Consider the following 24354-nt stretch of genomic DNA (forward strand, 5'->3'; position numbering starts at 1 on the left):
ACCAATAATCAAAACGAGGTGTGTTATGAACGCTAAAAAATCCGTATTTATCGCCGCCCTGGCGGCACTCCCACTGGCGATTGCCAGCGCCAATGCCCAAGCGCAATCCTATGAAATGGTGATTGCCACGCAACTGCCCGAGGATATGAGCAATAACGAAATATATCCGGCGCTGGTGCACTTTAAAAACCTGGTAGAGGCGCGCACCGACGGGGATCTTGAGGTCACCATTTTCGGTGGCGGCCAGCTAGGTTCCGAGGTGGAGAATGGCTCGGAAGTGCAGGGCGGACGAACGCTACAGTCGACGATTATGTCTGCGGGGGCGATGTCATCCTTCTACGAAGACTATCAAGTCGTCACGGCACCGTTCCTGTTCACCAACTGGCGGCAGGCGTGGAGCTTCTTTGATAGCGAGTGGTTCGCCGACTTTATGTCCGGCACCATCGAAGACGCCGATTTGCGCTACTTGGGCACCTTCGATGATGGCGGTGGTTTTGTCGCCTTCACCAATAACGTGCGCCTAATAAAAACCGTCGAAGATTTAGAAGGTCTGAATATTCGCACCGAAGAGAACCCTGCCCACGTGGCGATAATGCAATCGTTAGGTGCTTCGGCCACTCCGCTGCCCTGGGGCGAGCTGATCACTGCGTTGGAAACCGGTCTTGCCGATGGGCAGTTCAATGCGCCGGTGCTCAACACCACCTTCAACTTTGATGCGGTCACCGACTACACCACGCTCACCGGGCATGTGTATAACAGCGCCCCCTGGGTGGTCAGCGAGTCGTGGTACCAATCGTTGCCCGAAGAACATCAGCAGGCGGTGATCAGCTCCGCGCGGGAAGCGATCCAGTTAAGCCACGGTATGTCTGGTGCCCTGGCTACCGCGAGTTGGGTGGAGTCCTGTGAACGCTTTGAAGAGTGCTACCTGATGCCCGACGCTGAGCGCGAGCGGATGGCGGAAATTGCCCGCCCCGCTTGGCAAGAGTGGATCGTCGATGACTTCGGCATGGACGAAGCCCGCGTACAGGGGCTGCTTGACGAAGTTGAACGTGTCGGACAACAGTTGGCAGAAGACGACTACCGCATTTATGGTCAATAAAGCCGGGGCCAATAACGGTTAGCGAACGATAAACGCTGGGGCGATGTGAGGCCCCAGCGTGAGGAAAAACCATGGGCGTTTTAACTCCTTTGCGCCGCGTGAGCGACCTCGTCAATCAGGTGGCTATCGTGGTGTGTGTGGGCTGTATTCTGGCGATGCTGGGCATCTCGTTCACTGCGTTTCTCTACAAGCTGATCACCGGCAGCACGCTTAGCTGGACCTACTCGCTGGCGCGGCTGTTTCTGCCCTGGATCGGCTTTCTCTCCATGACGATTTCGCTGCGCTACGGCGAACATGTCGCCATGACATTGCTGGTTCGCAGTTTGCCCCGTGTGATGGTGCAAGTGGCTGCCGGGCTGTGTTTGGCAGTCATTGGACTGTTTGCACTAATGCTCACTTGGTACGGCTGGGGCTATTTCACCAGCGCCACCCAGGTCTACATGGTTTCCGACCAAATCCAAATCCCTAGTAAGTTCACCGCAATAGTGGTGCCCATCAGCGGCGTCATGATGCTGCTGCATCTTGTGCAAGGCTTTGCTCTGCTGGAACACTTCATTGATGAGCAGGACGTGATTGGTGGACTCATCGACACCACTGACGGGGAGCACCGCCCATGACCCCTGCAATTATTGCGTTTGTCGTGCTGCTGTTTATCGGTGCGCCGGTAGCCGTGGTGATGGCCATGTCGGGTTTGGCGGGTGGCTTTGCCATGGGAGGGGAGAGGATGCTCGGCATCATCGCTGATCGCATGTTCTCCGGCGTTTCGGGCTTTCTGCTGATTGCCGTGCCCTACTTTATTTTCACCGCTGAGCTGATGAACCAGGGCGGGCTGACCCACAAGCTGATCGCCTTCAACAATGCGCTGTTCGGCAGGGTGCGCGGGTCACTCTCCCACGTTAATATCTCGGTCTCGGTGTTCTTTGCGGGCCTCACCGGCGCGGCGGTCACCGATACCGTCGCCATCGGCAAAATCATGATCCCTGAGATGAAAAAGCAGGGCTACGATGCCGAATACGCCGCTGCGGTGACCGCCTGTTCTTCCATCATCGGGCCGATTATTCCCCCTAGCGTGGTGATGGTGGTGTACGCCACGCTGCTGCGGGATATTTCGGTGATTGACCTGTTTGCCGGTGGCATTATTCCCGGCCTGTTGATGGCGCTGGCGCTGCTGGGTGTTAGCTTCTTTTTGGCCTGGAAGCGCAACTACCCGAAACAGGCGCCGACGCCGTTTAAGATGGCCGTGATGTCGTTTGTGATGGCTCTGCCCGCCATGGTGGTGCCGCTGATTATTCTCGGCGGAATTCTCTCGGGGCTCACCACGATTACCGAAGCCTCGGGGTTTGCGGCGGTTTACGCCATCGTGATTGGGATGGTCTTCTACCGGAATCTGACTTGGCGCAAAATCTGGGATGCGCTGGTGACCACGGTGCGCTTCTCCGGCGTGGTGTTTTTTCTACTCGCAACGTCAGCAGTATTGGGCTGGTTTGTCACCCGTTCAGGGATAGCCAGGGATGCGGCCAGTATCATCACCACTTTCAGCGATGCGGCCTTTGTGCAACTGATGCTGGTGTGTCTGCTACTCTTGGTGATTGGCACGGTGATGGATGTGCTGCCCGCACTGGTAGTCATTGCGCCGGTGCTGGTGCCAGCGATGATCCAGCTGGGCTTTGACCCGCTCCACTTCGCGATCCTGATGATAGTGGTGCTCAATATCTCCAACGTGACACCGCCAGTGGGGATGACGTTAATGACCGCCGCGCGAATAGCCGAGGTGCCTTATGAACGGGCAATCGTGGCATCGCTGCCGTTTTACGTGTCGTTTCTGGTGGTGATTGTGTTGCTGGCGGCGTTTCCGGCGCTCTCTACCTGGATTCCGTCACTGCTGTAATTTAGCTAAGGACTGCGACCCATGAAGTGTTTTTATCACCCTGATCAGGCGTTGCATGCGCCGCCGACCTTTCTGCTGCGTGGCCAGCCTGCGCCTTCGCCGGAAGGCCCTGTGCGCGCCGAGCTGCTTAGCCAAGGTTTGGCCAGTGCAGGGCTTACGTTGACCACACCCAACAAGGCGGATTCGCCTACGCTGCGCAAGCGCCTGGAACAGATCCATACGCCGCGCTACCTCACTTTTTTGAACACCATTTACGCCCGCTGGCAAGCTCTGCCCAATGCGGCAGAGGTAGTTGCGCCTAATATTCACCCCTGTGGTGGCGGCTACCACTACCCGCGCCACCCGATTGGCCAGGCTGGCTGGCACCTTCACGATATGGCCTGCCCGCTAAGTGCGACCAGCTTTCAAGGCGCGCTGGCGTCGGCTGCCAGTGCCGAAGCGGCGGCAGAAGAGGTGCTGAATGGAGTGCCAACGGCCTATGCGCTGTGCCGCCCGCCTGGACACCATGCCGGGCCGGAGCGCGCTGGGGGCTTTTGCCTGCTGAACAATTCAGCGCTGGCCGCCACGGTGCTGCGCGAACGCTTCGCCAAAGTAGCGATCATCGATGTGGATCTGCACCACGGCAACGGCACCCAGGATATTTTTTATCACCGCAGTGATGTCTGGACAGGCTCGCTGCACGCCGACCCCAGTGATTTCTATCCGTTTTTTTGGGGCGGCGCTGATGAAGAGGGTGATGAAGAGGGTGTAGGCGCAAACGTTAATCTGCCCTTGCCGGTCGGCAGCGACGGGGAGGTCTATCTGGACGCCCTGGCGGTGTTAATTGATCACCTGCAGCGCTACGAGCCCGATGCCGTGGTGGTAGCGCTAGGTTTGGACGCCCATAAAGATGATCCCCTGGCGGGGCTCACGGTGGAAACCGAGGCTTTTATCGAGGTGGGCAAGCTCTTGGCGGCCCTCTCGCTGCCCACGGTGATTGTTCAGGAAGGCGGTTACCCCACTAAGCATCTAAGCGCCAATCTGACCGCCTTTATGCAGGGTTTTACGGCATGAGCAGAACCGGTTTCTACTGGCATGAACGCTGCTTTTGGCATGATCTGGGCGCGATTGGGGTATTTTCCGCGCCCGGTGAATTTTTACAGCCCCAGGCCGCCTCGGAAAGCCCGGAAAGCAAACGACGGCTGAAGAACATTCTTGAAGTCAGCGGGCTGATTGATGAGCTGAACGTGGTGAAACCACCCGCCGCTTCGCTTCCTGACCTGCTGCGTTTTCACACCCCGCGTTACCTGGATGAACTGCAGACAGGGGATAAAGCCCGGGGCGGCAACGGCGGCGACTGTGCACCTTACATGCCCGGCAGTTGGGCGGCGGCCACGCAGTCCGCAGGGCTGGCCATTGCCGCCGTTGAAGCTGTGGCGCAGGGCGAGGTGAGCAACGCCTATGCCCTATGCCGCCCACCGGGGCACCATGCCGAAGCCGATCAAGGTCGTGGGTTCTGCCTACTGGGCAATATACCCGTGGCGGTGATGCGCGCTCGGGCCTTGGGGCAGGTTAACCGTGTGGCGATACTCGATTGGGATGTTCACCACGGCAACGGCCAGCAGGCGGCGTTTTATGACGAGCCCGATGTGTTGACCCTTTCAATTCATCAAGCCGCAAACTACCCGCTGGAAACCGGCAGCTTTGACGAACAAGGCGAAGGAGCAGGCCTGGGCGCTAATCTCAATCTGCCGCTGCCACCGGGCTGTGGCCTGGGCTCCTACGCCTACGCCATGGAAAAACTGGTGCTGCCCGCGTTGGAAGCCTTTAAGCCCGAACTCATCGTGGTGGCCTGCGGTTACGACGCCTGCGCTAAGGATCCCTTAGGCAAAATGCTGCTCAATAGCCAGGCGTTCGCCACCATGACCGCCCAGCTTAAAGCGCTGGCCGAGCGTTGCTGTGAAGGCAAGCTGGTATTTATTCACGAAGGCGGCTATTCGGAAGGCTATGTGCCGCTCTGCGGCCACGCGGTGATCCAAACCCTGGCGGGCAGTGCCATTGCCGTGCCCGACCCACAAAACGATGAAATTGCCGCTTGGGGCTATCAAGCCCTGCAACCGCACCAGCAGACGTTGATCGATGACTGGTGCCAACAGTGGGAGCAACGCAAACAATGACACCGCTTTATGACCGCGATGGCTGGATTTGGCACGACGGTGAATGGCTGGAGTGGCGCGAGGCCAAGGTGCATGTCTTCACCCATACGCTGCACTACGGCATGGGCTGTTTTGAGGGTGTACGCGCCTACGCTGGCCCCAGCGGTACGCATCTATTTCGTGCTGCTGAACATACCCGCCGCTTGGCAGAAAGTGCTCATTCGCTGGATATGCCGCTGCCGTTTAGTGAAGCGGAGCTGATCAACGCCCAGCGCGAGTGCCTGACCAAAAACGGCCTGAGCAATGCCTACCTGAAACCTACCGTGTTTTTTGGTGCAGAAGGTTTAGGGCTACGCGCCCAAGGGCTGACTACCCACGTGATGGTTGCAGCGTGGGATCTAGGCCCCTACATTTCACCCCAGGCCGCCACCCATGGTTTGCGCGCGCTGACCTCTTCCTGGGCGCGCCACCACGTCAATATCAGCCTGTGCCGGGCGAAAACCAATGGCCACTACGTCAACTCGATACTGGCGCTGAATACCGCGATCAAAGCCGGGTTTGATGAAACCATCATGCTCGACCCGGAAGGCTATGTGGCCGAGGCCTCGGCGGCCAACGTCTTTTTACTCCGCGATGGCGTGCTGCATACCCCGGAAGTGACCTCCTGCCTTCAAGGCATCACCCGGGATAGCGTGATTCAGCTGGCGCAAAAGGTGCTGGGTATTGAAGTGCGCGAGCGGCGAATAACCCGCGACGAGCTGTATACCGCCGATGAGGCATTTTTAACCGGCACCGCCGCCGAAATACTGCCGCTTCGGGAACTGGATGGCCGCCGTATTGGTGGACGTGCTGGCGCACCGCCCGTCAACGAACCCATCAGCCCCAACAGTGTCACGGCTCAACTGCAGGGCTTATATCGCCAGGCGGTACGCGGTGAGCTGGACGATTTCAGGCATTGGTTAACGCCTTAGGAGTATTCTGGCGGGCAATCAGCATGCCCCGGTGCGAGGGCAGGTTTCCGCGAGGGCGCTGTGAACCCGTCCATGGGCGCTACTTTTGTCATCCATGACAAAAGACCCTCGCTCCAACCTGCCCTCGCCCCTAGTGATCAAATTTACCAAGTTAATCAGGCGTGCTCTTTAATCGCCTGTTCGAGAGCCGCCAATCTTCCCGGTTCCAGTGCGGCTTGTACCGCCGTAATGCGTATTACATTGGCCAGCTCTGGGTGCGCCAGGCGAGCGACCAAAACGCCTTCGGCGAGTAGCTGCTGGTGTACCTCGGCGGCGAGGTCGGCGCTGGGCAGGCGGATGCCGATAAAGTTGGTGGCGCTGGGCAACACATCGGCCCCTAGGGCGCGAAAGTGCTCCGCCAACTGCTCACGGCGGGCTTTTACATCGGTAACGTGTTGGTGAACCTCGTCAGGGTGGTCGAGCACCACTTCGGCGGCGGCCAGGGTCAATGACGATACCGCGTAGTGAATGCGCACCTTCATCATCATCGTCAGTACTTCAGGGTCGGCGATGGCGTAGCCAATGCGCAGGCCCGCCAGGCCATGAGCCTTGGAAAGCGTACGCAGGCGAATCACCCCTGGTATTGCTTTACCAGCGAACTCGCTGTTGGCATCGTCGCGGAAGTCCCCATAGGCTTCGTCCAGCAGCAGCCAGCAGGTATCGGGCAGCGCTTCGCGCAGCTTGAGGATGGCATTGTCGCTATGTAGATGACCGCTGGGGTTATCCGGATTGGCCAGATACACCAGCCGGGCGTTTTCCTGATGCGCCGTTGCTGCCAAGGCTTCCAGATCGGGGGCCAGCACGCCCGGTGCTTCAAAATAGCTGGGCTCGATCAGGCGGCAGCCCTGGCCTTTGGCGAAATAGCCAAAGGTGGGGTAGGTACCCGCCGTGCAGACCACCGTTTCACCGGGCATACAGGTAGTGCGCAGGGCCAGAGCGATCAAGCTGTCAGCGCCGGCGTCTACCAACAGCGTTTCCAGCGGAATACCTTGCTGAGTACTCAAGCGCTGGCGCACGCCCAGCGCTTCGGCATCGCCGTAGCAGTAAACGTGTTCGGCAAGGGCATCGCCAAAGTGATCGCGCAGGGCGCGGTGGGGCATATCCAGGCCTTCGTTAGAGCCCAGCCGGTGGGGGATCTCCTTGCCAATGCGGCGCTCTAATACTTTGATGCCTGGGAAGGGGTTATGCGGGCCTTCGCCAGTTAAGTGCTCGGGGTAACGGGACATGTTGATTCCTGAAAACACAATGAATGTTTAACTTAAAATGTTTATTGAAGTACTTTACCGCGGTTCAATAGATTAAGTGGGTCGAGCGCTTGCTTGAGGGTATGCATCAGTTCGATCTCGGCGCTGGAGCGACAGGTGCTCAGCCATGGCCGCTTCTCCAGGCCAATGCCGTGTTCTGCGGAGACTGAACCGCCCAGTGTGGCTAGCGGCTGGTAAACCATGGCTTCAACCTCTCGCCGAACTTCGATCTCAGCACTCCCCACGCTAACGGAAATATGCAGGTTGCCATCGCCGAGATGGCCAAATACCACCAGTTTCGCCTCTGCCCAGCGCTGGGTTAGCTGCGCTTCCAAGGCATCCGTGTAACGCTGCATATCGGCAATCGGCAGGCTGACATCGAAGGTAAGCACCGGCGCAAGGCCCTTGACCAGCCCCTCGATATCTTCACGAATCGCCCATAGTCCATCGCGTTGGGTAGTCGACTGCGCGATCACCGCATCGACAATCAGCTCGCTCTCTAACGCACTTTCTAATGCTTCGCTAAACTGGTTGGCATTGCGCTCGGCATCGCTGCCCAGGGAATCAATGATCACATAAAACGGATGCTCGGTGGCAATCGGCGGAGTGTGGCGGCCCAGGGTTTCAGTGAGCAGCCGGTAGTGGTTTTGCCACATCACCTCAAAAGCGCCGAGGCCTCCGCCAAGCGCTTTGCCCATATGGCTGAGCAGCCCGGTAAGCGCCTCAAACGAGGGGCAGGCCACCATCGCCGTTTGCTCGCTTGGGGTAGGTGGCTGCAGGCGCAGCACTGCGCGGGTCACAATCCCCAGGGTGCCTTCGCTACCGATAAAAAGCTGCTTTAAATCGAAACCGGCGTTGTTTTTCAACATGTGGTTCATGGAGCTGACCACCCGGCCATCGGCCATCACCGCCTCCAGGCCGAGCACTTGCTGGCGCATCATGCCGTACCGAATCACCCGCACGCCGCCTGCGTTGGTGGCGATATTGCCGCCAATGGTGCAGCTACCCCGAGCGCCCAGATCCAGCGGGAACTGTAGGCCAACCTCTTTCGCCGCTTCTTGAACCCGCTGCAGCGGAGCGCCTGCCTGTACGGTGAGGGTGCCGCCCACTTGATCTATTTCTTCGATCGCGGTTAGCCGTTCCAGGGAAATCACTAGCTCATCGGGGCTAGCTTCTGCGCCGTGCACCAACCCGGTTAAGCCGCCGTGGGTGACCACCGGCTGCTGCACGGCGTAGCAAGTCTGCATCACGGCAGCGACCTGCTCGGTATCCGCTGGGCGAACGATCGCCCCGGCTTGGCAGGGCGCTCCGGTCATCCAGTCCACGCGGCGGCTGTGTACATCGTCGCCGGTCAATACATGGGCCGGGCCCACAATAGCGCGCAGCGCCTCCAGGGTTATTTGCATTGGGTATCCTTTTTACCATTAAACAATTTACGCAGTGGCCGCCACGGGGGCCTCACGGCCGGGAATCGCCCTGAGCAGATCCTGGGTATACGTCTCTTGCGGATCAAGAAAAATCTGCTCGGCGCTGCCTTGCTCAACAATGCGGCCATGCTGCATGACCACTATGCGGTCGCAAATCTGGGCCGCAACGCGTAGGTCATGGGTGATAAACAGCAGCGAGAGCGAGAGCCGCTGTTTCAGTTCCTCCAGCAGTTCCAGTACCTGGGCCTGGATCGACACATCCAGCGCAGAGACGGCTTCATCCGCCACAATCAGCTCGGGGTTGAGCGCCAGCGCCCTGGCAATACCGATACGCTGACGCTGGCCGCCGGAAAACTCGTGAGGAAAGCGCTCCACGGCGCTGGCGCCCAAGCCCACCATGTCGAGCAGCTCGCCCGCCTGCTTGAGCGCTGCGGCTTTGGGCGTGCCGTTGGCAATCGGCCCCTGGGCTATCGCCATGCCCACTTTGGTGCGTGGGTTGAGCGAGGCGTAAGGATCCTGGAATATCATCTGCACCCGGTGGCGTTCCCGGCGTAGCGCATCGCCTTTGAGCTGGGAAAGATTCACCCCATCCAGCAGCAGCTCGCCGCTGTCGGGGTGCTCCAAGCGCACCACGCAGCGTCCGAGGGTGGACTTGCCCGAGCCGGATTCGCCTACGATGCCCACCGTTTCTCCCCGCGCCAGGGTGAGCGAAACATCGTTAAGCGCATGCACTTCCCGGGCAGGTTTGAGCCAGCCGCCCCGAGAGCGAAAGACTTTATTGAGCTGCTTGATCTCCAGCAGCGGGGCGACCTGGCTGGTCTCACGGTGAGGCGGCACCGCATTGCTGGGAATCGCGGCAATCAGCGCTTGGGTATAGGCGTCTTGCGGGTTCTCAAGCACCGACTTGGCGTCACCCAGCTCGACGATCTTGCCGTGGCGCATGACGCAGACGCGATTGGCGATTTCGGCCACCACGCCAAAGTCGTGGGTGATAAACATCACCGACATACCGCGCCGCTGCTGTAGGTCGCGAATCAGCTCCAGAATCTGCGCCTGGGTGGTGACATCCAGCGCCGTGGTAGGCTCATCGGCAATGAGCAGAATGGGCTCCAGCGCCAGCGCCATGGCGATCATCACCCGCTGTCGCTGGCCCCCGGAAAGCTCAAACGGGTAGGCTCGAATGGCCTTTTCCGGCTGTGGAATTCCCACTTCGATCAGCAGTTCCAGGGCGCGGGCCTGGCGCTCTTTGGGGTTGAACTGGCCGTGGGCCTCGAACACTTCGGCAATTTGTGCGCCTACCCGCATCAGCGGATTCAGGGCAGTCATTGGCTCCTGGAAGATCATGCCGATTTTTAGCCCACGCAGGGCGCGGTGCTGTTTTTCCGACAGGGCAAGTAGATCCTGCCCTTCAAAGAGTATCTCGCCCTGGGTGGCGTTCACGCCCTTGGGCAGCAGCCCCATCACGGCGTTAGCGGCCATCGATTTGCCGGAACCGGACTCGCCCACCACGCACATGATTTCGCCGCGCTTCACGTCGTAGCTAACGTCCTCCACCGCCAGGGCGCGATCCGCCCCTTTGGGGAGTGCAATGTTGAGGTTGCGAATGCTGAGGACGGTGTCAGCCGATTGATTCTCTGTAATAGGCATATAAAGTCCTTAGCGCTCGCGGGATAGTTTGGGGTTCAAAGCGTCGTCCAGCCCTTCACCCACCAGGTTTAACGCCAGCACGGTGAGCAGAATCGCCACGCCCGGAAAGAAGCTTAGCCACCACGCCTGACGAATCACCGTGCGCGCCGCGCCGATCATATAACCCCAGGACATCACGTTAGGATCGCCCAAACCCAGAAACGACAGCGCCGACTCCAGCAAAATCGCGGTGGCGACCATGAGCGATGCCAGCACGATAATCGGCGACAGCGTGTTGGGCAGAATCTGACGCAGAATGATCGTGGTGTTGGACTGGCCGACCAGGCGCGCGGCTTCGACATACTCGCGGTTGCGCAGCGACATAAACTCGGCGCGAACCAAGCGGGCCACCGGCGGCCAACTGACAATCGCAATCGCCAGTACAATCGAAGTGATGCTGGGTTGCATAATCGCCACCAACACAATTGCCAGCGCGAAGTTGGGGATGGTCTGGAAGAACTCGGTAAAGCGCATCAATACATCATCAATGATGCCGCCGTAGTAGCCTGCAATCGCCCCTAGGGGAACGCCAATCAGCAGTGCCACGCTGGTGGATACCAGCCCGATCAATAGCGATACCCAGGCGCCGTGCATCAAGCCGGATGCCACGTTGCGGCCCATGGTGTCGGTGCCTAGGGGAAAGCCATCCTGGGAGAGCGGTGGCAAAAAAGGCCGTTGAACCATGCGCCAGGGCGACTCAGGAAATAGCAGCGGGGCCAGTATCGCCATGGCGATAATGACCAGCAGAATGATCAGGCCCACCAGGGCGCCACGGTTTTGCGCGAAGCGTGCGAAAAAGCTCATGCGGCCCCCTTCTTGATACGTGGATCAGCCAGGCTGTAGACCAAATCGGTGATGATGTTGAAGACAATCACCAAGGCCGCCGAGAAGAAGAAAATACCCAGCAGCAGGTTGTAGTCACGTTGTTCAAGGGCTTCAAACATCAGGCGGCCGATGCCCGGCCAGGCAAACACGGTTTCGGTCAGGATGGCCCCGCCGACCATCTGCCCCGCCTGCAGGCCTGCCAGGGTAATAATCGGTAGCAGGGCGTTACGCAGCACATGGCGACGCTGAATAATGCTGGGCTTCAAGCCTTTGGCACGGGCGGTTTTGACGTAATCCTGCTGAGCGGCATCGAGCATGGAAGTGCGCGTCATACGGGTGTAAATCGCCATAAAGAACAGCGCCAGTGTGGTTGCCGGGAGCACCAGGTGTTGGGCAACATCGAGCATCAGCGCAAACCCGGTGTGATCGGCCCCGACGGTATAAAGCCCGTAGGCGGGCAGCCAGCCCAGGTAGACCGAAAAAACCACCACCGACATCAGCGCCACCCAGAAAAGCGGGGTAGCGTAGAACACCAGCGCCAGCGCCATAATCAGCGAGCCAGAGGGTTTTTTGACCCGTGCCGCGGCCATGGAGCCCGCCACGATGCCCAATACCAGCGAAAGCACAAAGGCGGTGCCGGTGAGCAGTAGGGTGGCGGGTAAGCGCGCCATAATAAGATCAAACACCGGGACACCCAAGCGGTAGGAGTAGCCGAAATCGAGCATGGCAATACCCGATATATAGCGCCACAGCTGCACGTACATTGGCTGATCAAGACCGAATCGCTCGCGCAACTGGTTGAGGAACTCCTGATCGGCAGCGCCCGCTTGCCCAGCCAAAATAGCCGCCGGGTCGCCGGGGGCCATTTGAATCAGGAGAAAATTGAAAATAACGATCAAAAACAGAACGATAACGGCTTTAAGAAGCCGCATGGCAATTAACCTAGCGTAAACCATAGACACCTTCCTGATGTAGCTGAAATACCCAGGCGGTGTCGACCGCCTGGGTATGGCTAAGCCCTAGCGGTCTAGCCAGGCATCTTTAAAGCCGTCGTTAACCCCTACGCCGGAGGTGACCAGGTTTTGCACATCGCAGCGGTAGAGCGTCGGGAAGCCTAGCTCCATCAGCCAACCAACGGGCACGTCTTCGTGCAGGATTTCCTGCACTTCACCATAGAGTTTTTCGCGCTCTGCATCGGGGAATGCCGTGGCGGCCTCGTTAAACAGCTCATCGACACGCTCGTTTTCGTAACCTTCCACGTTATTCCAGGGCGAACCCTTGGCGATGTTGTCGGAAAGGTAAGTGCGTGAAATACCCAGTGCCGGGTCGCCGTACTGGTAGAGATAGGTGAAGGCGAGATCGTAATCCCAATCGCCCAGGCGCTGGTTCCAGCCGCCCACATCGGTGGCTTGGGTTTCAACGTTAATACCCACTTCGCGCAGGTTTTGCTGCACGGCTTCGGCCCAGCGCGTCCAGGTTTCCCCATAGGGCAGCGGCAGAATAGTGATCTCTTCGCCGTCGTAGCCCATTTCATCCAGTAGCTCACGGGCGCGTTCGGGGTTGTGATCGTAGGGTTCCAGGTCGTCGTTCTGGAAGCGCGCATTGGAGCCAAAGGCGGAGAGCGGCACATTACCCAGGCCGTTCCACAACACATCTTTGGCGAACTCGCGATCCATGGCGTACATGACCGCCTGACGGAAACGTTTATCCGCCGTGGGGCCTTCGCGGTTATTCATCCACAGCATGGCGAAGGGGCTGAAGTACTCATGGCCCTCTTCGGTCATGCAGACGTTATCCATCTCGGCCAGGCGGGGAATATCGAAGTTCTCGACGGTACCGCTGGGCAGCACATCAATGGTGCCGTTCTCGAATGCTACTGCGCGGGAGGCTCCGTCGGGGATGACGTGCCAGTTAACGCCGTCCAGGTAGGGCAGGCCGTCTTCGTAATACTCTTCGTTCTTAACCAGTTCGATCACCGTGCCGCGTTCCCAGTTGTCGAACTTGAACGGGCCGGTGCCGATGGGGTGATCATTGTGCTCGTTATTGCGGAAATCGGTACCCGCATACAGGTGCTCAGGCACCATGGTAAAAGTGCCCGCTTCAAAGGAGAGCAGGAAAGGGCCGAAGGGTTGAGTCAGAGTAAATACGACGGTGTGGTCGTCCGTGGCTTCGATGCTCTCCACGTGCTGCAGCACGGCGCGGGCGCTGGGGTTCAACTCACGGTGGAAGACATCGGCGGAGAACACGACGTCATCGGCGGTAAAAGCTTCGCCATCGTGCCAGGTAACGCCTTCACGCAAATGGAAGGTGTAGGTACGGCCATCGTCGCTGACCTCCCACGACTCCGCCAGCTGCGGCATGGGTTCTAGGTCGGTGGTATAGCGCAACAGGCCTTCGTAAATATTGCCCGCCACGGTGCGGGTTGGGGCATTTTGTACCATGCCCAGCACCAGGCCGGGCGGTTCCGGCTGGATAATGGTGTTAACCACGCCACCCTCTTTGGGGTCATCGGCCAGGGCGGCGGAGGTAAAAGCGAGTGCTGCAGCGGAAATAGCCAACGCTAAAGGTTTCTTCATGTTTCCTGCTCCTCGGTTATTAGCACGTAATGAGGTTACGTCGTCGTTAGGCGAGCGAGGCGTGATGTGTCAGGCCCTGTTGTGAGGTTTTTTGGGGGCCTGCTTTGACCATAGCAGCACACGGTAAAACTGTCGACAGTCGGCAATCGTTCGTCGACAAGTGGCTTTTTTTCGTCATACTGGGAAGAACACGTCATACCCCATGAGTGAATGCGATGGCTTCTTCTACGTCGGCTCCCAGGGCCTTTATCCAGCAGCAAAACCTCGTCGAACAGGTCGCTGACTACTTAACCCAAGCGATTATTCAGCAACACTTTTTACCCGGTGAGCGACTTTCTGAAGTGCAGCTTTCCCGCGACTTGGGGGTCAGTCGCGCGCCGGTTCGTGAGGCCGCTCGTTTACTGGAAAGCCGTGGTTTATTGATCTCGAAGCCGCGCCGGGGCTTCTTTGTTCGCGCGTTGAATGCCGTTGAACTCGAAGACGTGTTTGATTTGCGACTGTGTCTGGAACGTCACGCTATTCAGCGTCTGGCCGAACGCTATACGCCAGAGGCCCAACGTGCTTTGAAACAACAGGTAGACGTACTTTGTGAGGCGGCCGTGGGTAACGATGGCACCCGCCGCATCGAGGAGGATTTGCAGTTTCATCGCTTAATGCTTCACTACGCGGGCAACGAGCGGCTGCTGCGCGCCTTTGATGATTTAACCCATGAACTGCGTCTATGCATCACTTTAATCACCAAGACCCATGAAGCCCCCGACACTATCGCGACCAGCCACTTTAAACTGCTAGATGCGCTGGATAGCGGCAGCCCTGCCGCTTGCCGCGAGGCGATTGACTACCACATAGGCGTTGCCCGCCATTTCGTGGTGAAGGGCGTGGGCGAAACCGGAGATAGTTCTGATGAAGATAGTGCCGATGAAGACGTTCTTCCACGCTGACCAACTGCTTCATCAGCCGCAAACTTACTTCTCCCGTGGCAAGATGCGCATTCCCCAGGAAGTGCCTGAACGGGCTACGCAGCTGCTGGCCGCTGCCAAGCAGCTAGGGTTTGATATTCAGGCTCCCGCGGATCATGGCGTGGCGCCTTTAAGGGCGGTGCATTCCCTGGCCTATCTGCGCTTTCTGGAAAGTGCCCATCGGCGCTGGCATGTCCTTGGTGAAGACTGGGGCGAAGAGGTTATCTCCAATATTTTTGTGCGTTCGCCCAATGCTCTGCACGGCATATTGGCGGAAGCCGGGCGCTACCTGGCCGACGGTAGTGCGCCAGTGGGCCAGCATACCTGGCAAGCCGCTTATTGGTCGGCGCAAAGCGCGGTCGCCGGGGCTGAGGCTCTGTTAGCCGGGGAGCGATTTGCCTATGCGCTATCGCGCCCGCCGGGCCACCACGCAGGTATCGATTCCGCCGGTGGCTTTTGCTTTCTCAATAATGCCGCCATTGCCGCGCAGCGCCTCACCTCACGATACCCCCGCATCGTGGTGCTCGACCCCGATATGCATCATGGCCAGGGCATTCAGGAGATTTTCTACCAGCGCGACGATGTGATGTATATCTCGATCCACGGCGATACCACCAACTTCTACCCGGCGGTAACCGGCTTTGAAGACGAGCGCGGGCAGGGCGCTGGGCTGGGCTATAACCTCAACCTGCCAATGCCCCATGGATCAGAAGAAGCGGTGTTCTTTGATCGCCTGGAGGAGGCCTGCCAGGCCATCCGTCTGTTCGAGCCTGACGCCATCGTGCTGGCGCTGGGGTTTGATATCTACGAGCGCGACCCCCAAGCCAAAGTGGCTGTTTCCACGCCGGGGTTTGGTGAACTGGGCCGCCGGGTCGCGGGCCTCAACGTACCCACCCTGGTGGTACAGGAAGGCGGCTACTACTTGGAAGGGTTAGAGGCCAATGCAGTGAGTTTCTTTGAGGGACTGCTAACCAATAGGTAATGAGTAAGACAAGCCATCAAGGTGTCTGGCAAAATGGCTGCTTTCAGCGATCAGCAAAACGATCCTGATCGCCCTTGAAATCGTCATCGAAAGGACACGGCATGGCCCACCTGCTACGCATCGTGATGATTCACGGCCACCTGGAAGGGGTGGTCGAACTGAGTGTGGACGGTCACACCAATATTTGTGGCACCAACGCCTCCGGTAAAACCACGCTGCAGCGGCTGGTGCCGGTGTTTTATGGTGAGCTACCCAATAAAGTAGTGCCCAAAACGCGCATGAAGTTTGATGCGTTCTACCTGCCCCACCGCAACAGCTACCTGGTGTACGAATACCGCCGCGAAGCGGGCAACATCTGCCAGGCGGTGCTGACCCGCAAGGCCGAGGGCGGGGTGGAGTACCGCTTTGTCGGCGCGCCCTACCAGCCGGAAGACTATCTTGTGGAGAGCGACGCGGGTGTGGCGGCGCTGGACTACACCCAGTGGGCCAGCGGCCTGCGGCGCAACGGCACGCCGGTGTCGCCCAAGCTGGGCGCGACCTCTGAATTTCGCTCGGTGATCCAAAACGACTTTACCCAACTGCACGGCAACAGCCGCGACGGCCTGAAGCTGCGCCAGATCGCGTCGCAGTTCAGCCTGGTGAAACCCGAGCGGCGCATCCGCCATATCGAAAAGCTGGTTTCTGCGGTGCATGCCAAAGAGGGCAAGATGGACACCCTCAAAACCATGCTGGCGGCGATTTTCGAAGAGGATGGTGTCGAGCTGCCGGTGACCCGGATTCGCAACACCAAGGCGCGGGAGTGGATTGCCCAGATGCGCCAATCCATGCGCCTGGAACCGCTGCAGGCCTCGCTGGCCCGGCTCGCCGGTATTGATCGTGAACTCGCCGACCTGGATGCCACGCTGTGGCAACTGAAGCCCCAGCTCGAAGATGACCGCCAGCGGACCGAGCGCCAAATGGCCGATCTGGATGCCGAGCTGGCCCGCCACCAGCGCGACTTCCAGCAGCGGGAGAGCGACTACGCTGAAGCACGGGATAAGCTGAACGACCGCCACAGCGAAGTGGTCAGCGATTTACAGCAGACCCAGCGCCGTCTCAACGACCTGCAAACCCAGTACGAGCAATACGCTGATGCAGACATGCCCGCCCTGGAGCGCGACATCAACGCGCTGCCCCAGTGGCGGGAGCAGCGCGACCAGTTGCGCACCCACCTGAACGTGATGCAGGACGCGGTAAAAGAGAGCCAGGCGCGCCTGGACGGGCGGCTGCGCGAGCTTTCCGAAGCGCTGGCCCGCCAGACCCGTGAATCCCAGGAACTGATCGACGCCCTGGTCGAAGAGAAAGCCCTGCGCCGAGAGCAGCAGTGGGAGTCCGAACAGCAGCTCAACGAACGCTACCAGCAGGAGCGCCAACGTCTTGAAGGCGAGTACCAGGCGCAGCTGGAACTCGGCGTCGAGCAGCTAGCCGAACTAAAGGCACAGCTCTCGCTCTCGACCCAGACCGCCGAAGAGGCTTCCGAGGCGGAGCTTGCCCAGGCGCGCCTTGATCAGGCCCAGCAGGAGCGCAACGCCTCGGCTGCTACCCTGGATGGCCTGCGTCGGGAGTTTGAAAGCCGCAAACGCGAGCGCGACAGTGCCGAACAGCAGCTGGTGCAACTTCGCCAGCAGTTGGAGCGCGCCGAGCAGCGCTGCTTTGCGCTCTACCAGCAGCGCGACCCGGAGCAGGGCAGCCTGCGCCACTTCCTGCGCTACCACCGCCCCGGCTGGGAGCAGCAGCTAGGCAAGGTGATTGCCCCGGAGCTACTGGAGCGGCGTGACCTCGCCCCGCAGTTGGCAGAAGGCGCGAGCGATGATCTGTTCGGGCTGGCGCTGGATCTTTCCGCGATTGCTTTGCCCGATTACGCCCAGGATGAAGCCAGCCTGCTGGCCGCCATCGAAGAAGCCGATGGCGCCAAGCGCCGGGTACACACGGAGAGCCAGGCCGCCGAGAAAGCCCTCAAGCAGCAGAACGAGCGGGTGCAGCAGGCCGACGAAGCCCAAGATCAAGGGCGCATGGCCCACAAGCGCGCCGAGCAGGAAGTCGAGTTTGCGATAGAGGCCCGCCGCCAGCAGCAGGAGCGCCATACCAAGCGCCAGCAGGAGCGCCGCGCCGCCCATCAAACCGCATTAGCCCGCCAGGAGCAGACGCAAAAGGAGCTGCGCGAAGAGAAGCAGCAGGCGCTCGCCGCCCTTAGCGAGACCCATCAAAGCCAACTGCTGGAGCTCAAGGCCGACGGCCAGAGCCAGGTAGATAGCCTGGATGCCCAGCTGCACCAGTATAAGCAGCAGCTTAAAGATGCCAACGCCGAGCACCAGCGCCAACGTGCAGAGCTGGAAGAGGCCTTTAGTCAGGAACTGGCCGACCAGGGTGTCGACCCCGCCAAGCTAAAAGATACCAAGGCGCGGCTGGCAAGCCAGGAGGAGCGCATCCGCGTCACCGCCGCCCGTCAGGATGAGCTCACCGAGTACACCCGCTTTATGCGCGTGGAGTGGGGCCAGCACAAGCCGCAGCTGGTCGCGCAAGAAGCCGAACTGGAGCAGGCGGAGCAAAAGCTGCAGCGCGATAAAGAGCACCTGAAAAACGACTTCCAGGCGGCGCGCAAAACCCACCAGAGCACGGTCAGCACGCTGAAAACCCAGCGTGAGAGCGAATACGCCTGCCTGGAAGCCTTGAAGCCGCTACTCACCCAGCTGGAAACCTTGGCCATTGAACCCGATGGTCAGGCGCCCGGCACGCCACTGGGCGATGTGGACGAGCGTATCGAGCGCGCCCGCCAAGCATTGGGCAATCGCCACCAGCAAATCGAGCAGCTGCGCCGTGGCTGCCTGGAAGTCGAAAGCCAACTAATCAAGGACGCCAGCAGCGGCTTCGCCGAAGCGCTGGAGAGCGAGCGCAGCAAGCTGCAGAGCGATAACCCGCGCCTACAGCTGCCGCTACTGCGCGACATGCTCAAACTGCTCGAAGATCAACAGCAGCAGCTGATTCAGGAAGGCCGCAACCTAAGCGACGACCTGGATAAATTCTTCACCGTATTCCGCGATTTGAACCGGCGCATCAGCGCCCAAAGCCGTAGGCTCTCTGAAGAGGTTGCCGATGACCTGCGCCTGGAAGGCATCACCAAGGCCGAAGTGCGCATTCAGTCCACCATCGATGAACTCGGCTTCTGGGAGCCGCTGAAGCTGTTCGCCCAGCGCTATAAAGAGTGGCGGGAATCCGGCCAGACGCTACCCAGCGACGACTACCTCAACGCCCTGGCGGATGTTGTCGATCTGCTGCGCAGCGACCAGCAGTACAGCTTCGAAAGCCTGCTGCGCCTGGAGCTGCACCTGAACGAAGGCGGCACCGATCTGGTGATCAAGAACGACCGCCAACTGCTGGAGTCCTCCAGCCACGGCATGGCGTACCTAATTCTGTGCAAGTTCCTGCTCGCCTTTACCCGCCTGCTGCGCGGCGATGCGGAAATCGCCATCCACTGGCCCATCGATGAGATCGGCACCCTGGCCTACCACAACGTCGAAAAACTGTTCGACGCCTGCGACAGCAACCGCATTCATATCGTCGGCGCGTTTCCCAACCCCGAGTCCGATGTGCTGCTGCTGTTCGCCAATCGCTACCTGATTGATCGCGATGAGGCCAACCCCAACAAGCGGGTATTAAAACGCATCGAGCCACGGCTAAGCCGCCTGGCCGAACGGCTCCAGGAACGCCAGCAGGAGGTGACGGTATGATCGAACATGGCCCACTGCTTGAACGCCTGCTGGCGGGTGAGTTTGTCTGCCCGATCAGCGATGAGAGCGGCTATCGGCATCTCACCAATGAAGAGACTCGCGAAGAGATCGATACCTACCTGCGGCCGCTTAACCGGCGGCTAGCCAGCAATGAAGACGGCAGCGTCTACTTTCTAGCCTGGCGTCAGCTCAATGACAACGCTCGGGATCAGCTCTCCCGCCAGCTAGGCGATACGCTCAATAGCCTGCTGCCGCTGCTGGAGTGGCTGCAGTTGGTTCAAGAGGCGCTGGGCCGCGATACCCTGGCCGCCCCCGGCGATGTACTCAAACCCGCCGAGTTCAGCGCCAAGTGCGAAGACAACCAGAGCCTGCGCGAACGTCTGGAGCGCCTGGCCACCGACAGCTTTTTTGGCTCGCAAAGTGACCAACTCGATGCCCAGGTAAAGCAGGTCTTTAAGCGTCTGAAAGAGCACGGCTACCTGCTTCAGCCCCATTCAGAGCGGCAGGTATTCGTGGTTACCGGCAAGATCGACTACCTGGTGGATCTGGTGCGCTTTATTCGCGATGAAGAGAACCTGCCCATTGAAGAGGGTAGCGAGGAGGGCTCCGGTTCCCAGGAGGCCCTGTTGTGAGTTCGAACGGAGAACATGCCCTGGAAAGCCGCCTGCTCAAAACCGGCAGCGAACGGCTGGCGCTGCTCGGCAAGCATGCCGATGTGCTGATGCAGGCCTATACCCGTGATGAAGTGCCGCTGGAATCGCTCAGCGACAGCGCGCTACGCAAATTGCTGGCGGCGCGCATTCTATGGCGGCCGGATGAGCAGAGCGGTGTGAAGCTGGCGCCCAAAGTGCGCGAACTGATCGCCGAGATGCTCGCCGACGAGACCCGCCGCCATGTGAACGCCGATGTAGCGGAAACCCTGGAGCTGATTCGCGCCCTGGTGCACAGCTACCGGGAGGCGCGTAGCCGCGGCGAACACTGGCGGCTGGAGCAGCAGTTGATGCGCCTGCGCCAGGAGGTCGACGACCTGAACGGGCGCTTCGCCGATGCCATCGACAGTTTATGGCAGCGGCTGAATAGCGATTTTGGTTTCGTCAGCCAGCTTAACGACAAAATCCGCGAAAACGACCGCGCCCAGAAGCAGATCGCGCGGCTGCTGGATGGCCTGGCGTTGATCGATTTCGACGAGCTGATCGAGCTAGTGGGCAGCGACGGCGGCCTGCGCAAGCTATTGATCAGCCAGCTACAGCAGCAGCTAAGCCACCACTACACCAGCCTGCGCGAAGTGCAGCGGCGATTGATCGAACTGATGGCGCGCTTTCGCAAGCAGCAGGCGCGCAGCCGCCTGATCAGCGGCATGGCTGCCTTTATGCGCGAACACCCCGGCTTTGTGCCGGGCAACTATGCCCGGCGTAGCGAGGTACCAGGGCTGGTCAATCAAGCCGCACCGCTAAGCGCCGCCGCCGCCCCGGCGCTGGATCGCAACCTGGATAGCCGATTGCTCGCCGATCTGCTGCACCAGCTTCCCCAGCCGCGCCACACTACGCAAACCGTTGAAGCCGCGGCCCCGGCCCAAGCCCAGAAAAGCAGCCTCGCCACCGCTCGCCAGCAGGCGCTCAAGCAGGATGTGGAACACTTCTATTTGAGCGTGATCGACCAGCCCCAGGCGGCACCGGTCAGCGCCCTTGAGTACCTGCGCGAAAGCCCGCTGGAGTGGCCGGATGAGATTTGGCTCTTCCAGGTGATTTCCGAATACCAGGGCCTGCCGCGCAGCGACCAGAAAGCCTTTCGGCTCAAGCAGCAGGAGAGCCAGGCGAGCCAATTCAACCACCTGCGCCTGATCCACGATGTAGAACTGCAGCTGGCCGTATGAACCTACCCAGCCGCGCACGAAATGGGCTTAACGGCGTCGCCCGCGAACTTCTCCGCCAGCACGCGGTGGAGAAGCCGCGCCGCCAGTGGGTAGACGACGTAGTGGCCTGGTGCCACCAGCACGACATTGACCTGGCCACACGAATCAACGGTAAAACTCTACGCTTTGACGCCGCCTTGTTGGCGCAGATCAATGACGTGTTAGAGAGCGCCCGCCTAGCACCACTAGGCCGCTCACTCAGCGGCCTGAGCAGCAGCGCCCAGGCAAAAGAAGGCGTGGAAGAAGACAAAGCCACCCGCGAAAGCCCCCGCGCACGGCGGGTGCTCGTCAGCTTTCCGCCGCAGCCAATAGCAGGGCTTGCCAACGAACCATGTGCTATTCGCGATGTAGATGTACTCGGCCTAAAGCTAAGCGCGTTCAGCGCCCTAATTCAGGTCGAAAACCTGGACAGCTTCTATGAGTTTTCGCCGCATATTTCAGCGCTAAGTGGCTACGTTAACCCGCTGGTTGTCTACCGCGGCGACAGCCACTACGGCGGCGGCTTTGCGTTACTGGCTGATGCTTGGCACAAAACCCGTCGAACGCATATCTACGCCGGTGATTTCGATGTAAAAGGCATCACGCTAGCGCTCGACAGCAGCGCCACTCATTTACTCCTGCCCGACATTGAATGGCTTGCCCAAAACGCCACGCCGTTGCACGTGACTGCTGAACAGTTTCCTTATCAGCGCAGGCTGCGTAAGCACCTTGCTGCGCTGCCATCTGCTCATCCATTGCGTGACTACCTTACACTGTTGTTGGAAAAGCAGCGGGGGCTTAAGCAGCAGTGGTTTGGTGGGGAGGTGAGGTGTGTGGGGATTGGCTAAAATTGGGAGGAGCAAAACAATACGGCACACGAATTTTGGCTATGCCACCGAAATTTACTTTGCAGGCAGAAGAATCAATGAGGTAGAGTCATTTTGGTGGCTACATAACCCCAATCATTGCGCCCGCACGTTCATTGAGGTTATAGGATGGGTGTGTAATTACTTTTAAAAGATATTACGGAGATACTATCAGTGTTAATAAAAAAAATATCGATCAAAAACTTTAGGTCTATAGAAAATTGTCGGATAACCCCTAGAAATATGAATGTTTTCTCTGGGTGCAATGATTCGGGAAAATCAAACCTTCTTAAGGCTTTGAATCTGTTCTTCAATAATCAGACCGATCATAATACAAATTTTGATTTTGAAACTGACTTTTGTCATTTTTCAACAGTTCCTAATAAAACTGCTAAAGAGATAAAGATAGAGCTTACTTTAAGTCCCCCGTCCTCTTATAGAGATTCAAGAGATATAGTGTGGAGGAAAAAGTGGCGTGAGGATTTTATTGATGCGTATGAAGACAAAATGTTTGTTCCGCCGTCTCCTAATACGCAAGTTCACTATTCTTCCAAGAATTGGGCTAAAAAAATAAGATATAGATACGTTCCTGCTATGAAAGGTGATAATTATTTTCCACACCTATTGCGAGACCTCCATAATACTATGGCGATCTCCATAGATGCTGAGCTTAAAGGAGCGTCAGAAAAATTTGTGGAAACAATAACAGATAATACAGCCACTATGATGGAAGCGCTCAACGAGCAGCTTCATATAGGAAGTCGAATACAGCTTCCAGAAAATCTAAGCAGTCTTTTTGAGGTTTTAGACTTTGGTACAAATCATAACGGAGTAAGTATATCTATAAATAAACGTGGAGACGGAATAAAGGTTAGGCACATACCTAGTATATTGGCATTTCTTCATGAAGAGGAGAATAGGGTAAAGACGCGAGGCTCAGTTAAGGTTAACACCATATGGGGATATGAAGAGCCAGAAAATAACTTAGAATTTTTGTCTGCATTTTCTAAAAGTGATGAATTACTTGCTATTTCAGAAGAGATACAGATGTTTATATCATCTCACTCGCCTGCATTTTATGGGCTAAAAGAAGCAGGAGATAATGTAAGGCTTTATTATACAACACAAGATGAATTAGGTACTGATTATACCCAAATAAAGTCAGACGAAGACATAGTTTTGGCAGATGAAAATATGGGACTGCTTCCTATTGTCGCTCCGTATATTAAAGAAAAAGAAAACGAGTTAAGAGCGACGAGAGATGCTGTCGATAAATTAAAAGAATCGCAGACACATAATGCGGACACACTATACGTCGAAGGAGAAACTGATAAGCTCGTAATAAAATATTATCTCGAAAGCATTAATGCCGAAAGTATTGACATTGAGGTTAGATCGGATGTGTCGGCCGGCTCTTCTTGGGTAAGAAATAATCTACTAGCTTGGGCATTGAGTCCTGCTGTCGAAAGAACAAGCCATAAAGCTTACGGCATGTTAGATAAAGACAAGGCAGGAAAATCGGCTCATGATTCTTTTATTGAGTATATGGCGCATACAGACAGGAAAGCACATGAAGGAAAGGTAAAGTCATCGCTGCTAACCCCTCCGCCACACATAGTTAGTATACTTAGAAAGCCTGGTTTTAAGATTGACTTTTCACTGGAAGAGCTATTTCCTCCGGAAATATGGGATCACGCTATGAAATCAGGATGGCTTGTTGAGAGGAGTCTTGTGGACTGTTATGACATTAGTAGGCTGCCGAATGATAAATCGCTCGCCCAAGTTATAGATGAAGAATTTGGTCAAGAAAATTCAGCTATATATGTGCGTTATCGTGTAGCAGAAGAACATAAGAGAAATTTTTCTAGATATATTACCAAACAAACAGATCCTTCGATCTTCGAAGGTGTAAAAATTAATATCGACAATGTGATAGAGTTCATGCGTAAAGGCCGCTCTTAATAATTTCTGCTCACGGAGAAATCACTCGCTTCACTCC

General features: G+C 57.9%; 19 protein-coding genes. 13 read left to right on the top strand and 6 right to left on the bottom strand.

Annotated elements, in window-relative coordinates:
• Positions 1 to 25: 25 nt before the first annotated feature.
• The 6 genes from dctP (at position 26) to SR894_RS02800 (ending at position 6093) form a co-directional block, all read left to right on the top strand.
• Positions 26 to 1099 carry a TRAP transporter substrate-binding protein DctP gene (dctP, locus tag SR894_RS02775; protein WP_223287933.1) on the top strand — a complete coding sequence of 358 codons (1074 nt, stop codon included), beginning with the start codon at positions 26 to 28 and terminating at the stop codon, positions 1097 to 1099.
• Between the two features lie 71 nt (positions 1100 to 1170).
• Positions 1171 to 1716: a TRAP transporter small permease gene (locus SR894_RS02780; protein WP_223287932.1), complete on the top strand. Its 546-nt coding sequence runs from the start codon at positions 1171 to 1173 to the stop codon at positions 1714 to 1716.
• Complete coding sequence (locus SR894_RS02785; RefSeq protein ID WP_223287931.1) at positions 1713 to 2987, top strand: TRAP transporter large permease; 1275 nt, start codon at positions 1713 to 1715, stop codon at positions 2985 to 2987. Before SR894_RS02780 ends, SR894_RS02785 begins: the two co-directional genes overlap by 4 nt.
• A 21-nt stretch (positions 2988 to 3008) precedes the next feature.
• Positions 3009 to 4040, top strand: coding sequence for a histone deacetylase family protein (locus SR894_RS02790; protein ID WP_223287930.1), 1032 nt, complete (start codon positions 3009 to 3011; stop codon positions 4038 to 4040).
• The gene (locus SR894_RS02795; RefSeq protein WP_223287929.1) at positions 4037 to 5143 is read left to right on the top strand and encodes a class II histone deacetylase; all 1107 of its coding nucleotides are present in this window, start codon (positions 4037 to 4039) and stop codon (positions 5141 to 5143) included. Before SR894_RS02790 ends, SR894_RS02795 begins: the two co-directional genes overlap by 4 nt.
• On the top strand, positions 5140 to 6093 hold the full coding sequence (locus SR894_RS02800; protein ID WP_223287928.1) for a branched-chain amino acid transaminase: 954 nt from the start codon (positions 5140 to 5142) through the stop codon (positions 6091 to 6093). The genes SR894_RS02795 and SR894_RS02800 overlap by 4 nt, the downstream gene beginning before the upstream one ends.
• Before the next feature lie 155 nt (positions 6094 to 6248).
• Here SR894_RS02800 and SR894_RS02805 read toward each other — a convergent pair whose 3' ends face one another.
• The 6 genes from SR894_RS02805 to SR894_RS02830 all read right to left on the bottom strand — a co-directional run bounded on the left by SR894_RS02805 (position 6249) and on the right by SR894_RS02830 (position 13890).
• A complete protein-coding gene (locus SR894_RS02805) occupies positions 6249 to 7358 on the bottom strand; it encodes a pyridoxal phosphate-dependent aminotransferase (RefSeq protein ID WP_223287927.1) in 1110 nt (369 codons plus the stop codon).
• Between the two features lie 41 nt (positions 7359 to 7399).
• Positions 7400 to 8782 carry an FAD-binding oxidoreductase gene (locus tag SR894_RS02810; protein WP_223287926.1) on the bottom strand — a complete coding sequence of 461 codons (1383 nt, stop codon included), beginning with the start codon at positions 8780 to 8782 and terminating at the stop codon, positions 7400 to 7402.
• Between the two features lie 27 nt (positions 8783 to 8809).
• Positions 8810 to 10450 carry an ABC transporter ATP-binding protein gene (locus SR894_RS02815; RefSeq protein WP_223287925.1) on the bottom strand — a complete coding sequence of 547 codons (1641 nt, stop codon included), beginning with the start codon at positions 10448 to 10450 and terminating at the stop codon, positions 8810 to 8812.
• A 9-nt stretch (positions 10451 to 10459) separates the two neighbouring features.
• On the bottom strand, positions 10460 to 11293 hold the full coding sequence (locus tag SR894_RS02820; protein WP_146876019.1) for an ABC transporter permease: 834 nt from the start codon (positions 11291 to 11293) through the stop codon (positions 10460 to 10462).
• A complete protein-coding gene (locus SR894_RS02825) occupies positions 11290 to 12270 on the bottom strand; it encodes an ABC transporter permease (protein WP_223287924.1) in 981 nt (326 codons plus the stop codon). Before SR894_RS02825 ends, SR894_RS02820 begins: the two co-directional genes overlap by 4 nt.
• Before the next feature lie 63 nt (positions 12271 to 12333).
• Positions 12334 to 13890, bottom strand: a complete 1557-nt coding sequence (locus SR894_RS02830) for an ABC transporter substrate-binding protein (protein ID WP_223287923.1) — start codon at positions 13888 to 13890, stop codon at positions 12334 to 12336.
• 215 nt (positions 13891 to 14105) lie between these two features.
• On the opposite strand from SR894_RS02830, the gene SR894_RS02835 reads away from it, so the two are divergent.
• The 7 genes from SR894_RS02835 (at position 14106) to SR894_RS02865 (ending at position 24317) form a co-directional block, all read left to right on the top strand.
• The gene (locus SR894_RS02835) at positions 14106 to 14831 is read left to right on the top strand and encodes a GntR family transcriptional regulator (RefSeq protein WP_133730827.1); all 726 of its coding nucleotides are present in this window, start codon (positions 14106 to 14108) and stop codon (positions 14829 to 14831) included.
• Positions 14809 to 15831 carry a histone deacetylase family protein gene (locus SR894_RS02840; protein ID WP_133731088.1) on the top strand — a complete coding sequence of 341 codons (1023 nt, stop codon included), beginning with the start codon at positions 14809 to 14811 and terminating at the stop codon, positions 15829 to 15831. The genes SR894_RS02835 and SR894_RS02840 overlap by 23 nt, the downstream gene beginning before the upstream one ends.
• Before the next feature lie 101 nt (positions 15832 to 15932).
• Positions 15933 to 19598, top strand: coding sequence for an ATP-binding protein (locus tag SR894_RS02845; RefSeq protein WP_223287922.1), 3666 nt, complete (start codon positions 15933 to 15935; stop codon positions 19596 to 19598).
• Positions 19595 to 20230: a condensin complex protein MksE gene (locus tag SR894_RS02850; RefSeq protein ID WP_022520046.1), complete on the top strand. Its 636-nt coding sequence runs from the start codon at positions 19595 to 19597 to the stop codon at positions 20228 to 20230. The genes SR894_RS02845 and SR894_RS02850 overlap by 4 nt, the downstream gene beginning before the upstream one ends.
• Positions 20227 to 21471, top strand: coding sequence for a hypothetical protein (locus SR894_RS02855; protein WP_223287921.1), 1245 nt, complete (start codon positions 20227 to 20229; stop codon positions 21469 to 21471). The genes SR894_RS02850 and SR894_RS02855 overlap by 4 nt, the downstream gene beginning before the upstream one ends.
• Positions 21468 to 22337 carry a DUF7281 domain-containing protein gene (locus tag SR894_RS02860; protein WP_223287920.1) on the top strand — a complete coding sequence of 290 codons (870 nt, stop codon included), beginning with the start codon at positions 21468 to 21470 and terminating at the stop codon, positions 22335 to 22337. Before SR894_RS02855 ends, SR894_RS02860 begins: the two co-directional genes overlap by 4 nt.
• 192 nt (positions 22338 to 22529) lie before the next feature.
• Positions 22530 to 24317, top strand: coding sequence for an ATP-dependent nuclease (locus SR894_RS02865; RefSeq protein WP_223287919.1), 1788 nt, complete (start codon positions 22530 to 22532; stop codon positions 24315 to 24317).
• The last annotated feature ends 37 nt before the right edge of the window (positions 24318 to 24354 follow it).

Source organism: Vreelandella neptunia (genome assembly GCF_034479615.1).
Taxonomy (GTDB): domain Bacteria; phylum Pseudomonadota; class Gammaproteobacteria; order Pseudomonadales; family Halomonadaceae; genus Vreelandella; species Vreelandella neptunia.

Coding starts and splice junctions, on each gene's coding strand:
- dctP (WP_223287933.1), top strand. CDS start 26: ATGAACGCTAAAAAATCCGTATTTATCGCCGCCCTGGCGGCACTCCCA.
- SR894_RS02780 (WP_223287932.1), top strand. CDS start 1,171: ATGGGCGTTTTAACTCCTTTGCGCCGCGTGAGCGACCTCGTCAATCAG.
- SR894_RS02785 (WP_223287931.1), top strand. CDS start 1,713: ATGACCCCTGCAATTATTGCGTTTGTCGTGCTGCTGTTTATCGGTGCG.
- SR894_RS02790 (WP_223287930.1), top strand. CDS start 3,009: ATGAAGTGTTTTTATCACCCTGATCAGGCGTTGCATGCGCCGCCGACC.
- SR894_RS02795 (WP_223287929.1), top strand. CDS start 4,037: ATGAGCAGAACCGGTTTCTACTGGCATGAACGCTGCTTTTGGCATGAT.
- SR894_RS02800 (WP_223287928.1), top strand. CDS start 5,140: ATGACACCGCTTTATGACCGCGATGGCTGGATTTGGCACGACGGTGAA.
- SR894_RS02805 (WP_223287927.1), bottom strand. CDS start 7,358: ATGTCCCGTTACCCCGAGCACTTAACTGGCGAAGGCCCGCATAACCCC.
- SR894_RS02810 (WP_223287926.1), bottom strand. CDS start 8,782: ATGCAAATAACCCTGGAGGCGCTGCGCGCTATTGTGGGCCCGGCCCAT.
- SR894_RS02815 (WP_223287925.1), bottom strand. CDS start 10,450: ATGCCTATTACAGAGAATCAATCGGCTGACACCGTCCTCAGCATTCGC.
- SR894_RS02820 (WP_146876019.1), bottom strand. CDS start 11,293: ATGAGCTTTTTCGCACGCTTCGCGCAAAACCGTGGCGCCCTGGTGGGC.
- SR894_RS02825 (WP_223287924.1), bottom strand. CDS start 12,270: ATGGTTTACGCTAGGTTAATTGCCATGCGGCTTCTTAAAGCCGTTATC.
- SR894_RS02830 (WP_223287923.1), bottom strand. CDS start 13,890: ATGAAGAAACCTTTAGCGTTGGCTATTTCCGCTGCAGCACTCGCTTTT.
- SR894_RS02835 (WP_133730827.1), top strand. CDS start 14,106: ATGGCTTCTTCTACGTCGGCTCCCAGGGCCTTTATCCAGCAGCAAAAC.
- SR894_RS02840 (WP_133731088.1), top strand. CDS start 14,809: ATGAAGACGTTCTTCCACGCTGACCAACTGCTTCATCAGCCGCAAACT.
- SR894_RS02845 (WP_223287922.1), top strand. CDS start 15,933: ATGGCCCACCTGCTACGCATCGTGATGATTCACGGCCACCTGGAAGGG.
- SR894_RS02850 (WP_022520046.1), top strand. CDS start 19,595: ATGATCGAACATGGCCCACTGCTTGAACGCCTGCTGGCGGGTGAGTTT.
- SR894_RS02860 (WP_223287920.1), top strand. CDS start 21,468: ATGAACCTACCCAGCCGCGCACGAAATGGGCTTAACGGCGTCGCCCGC.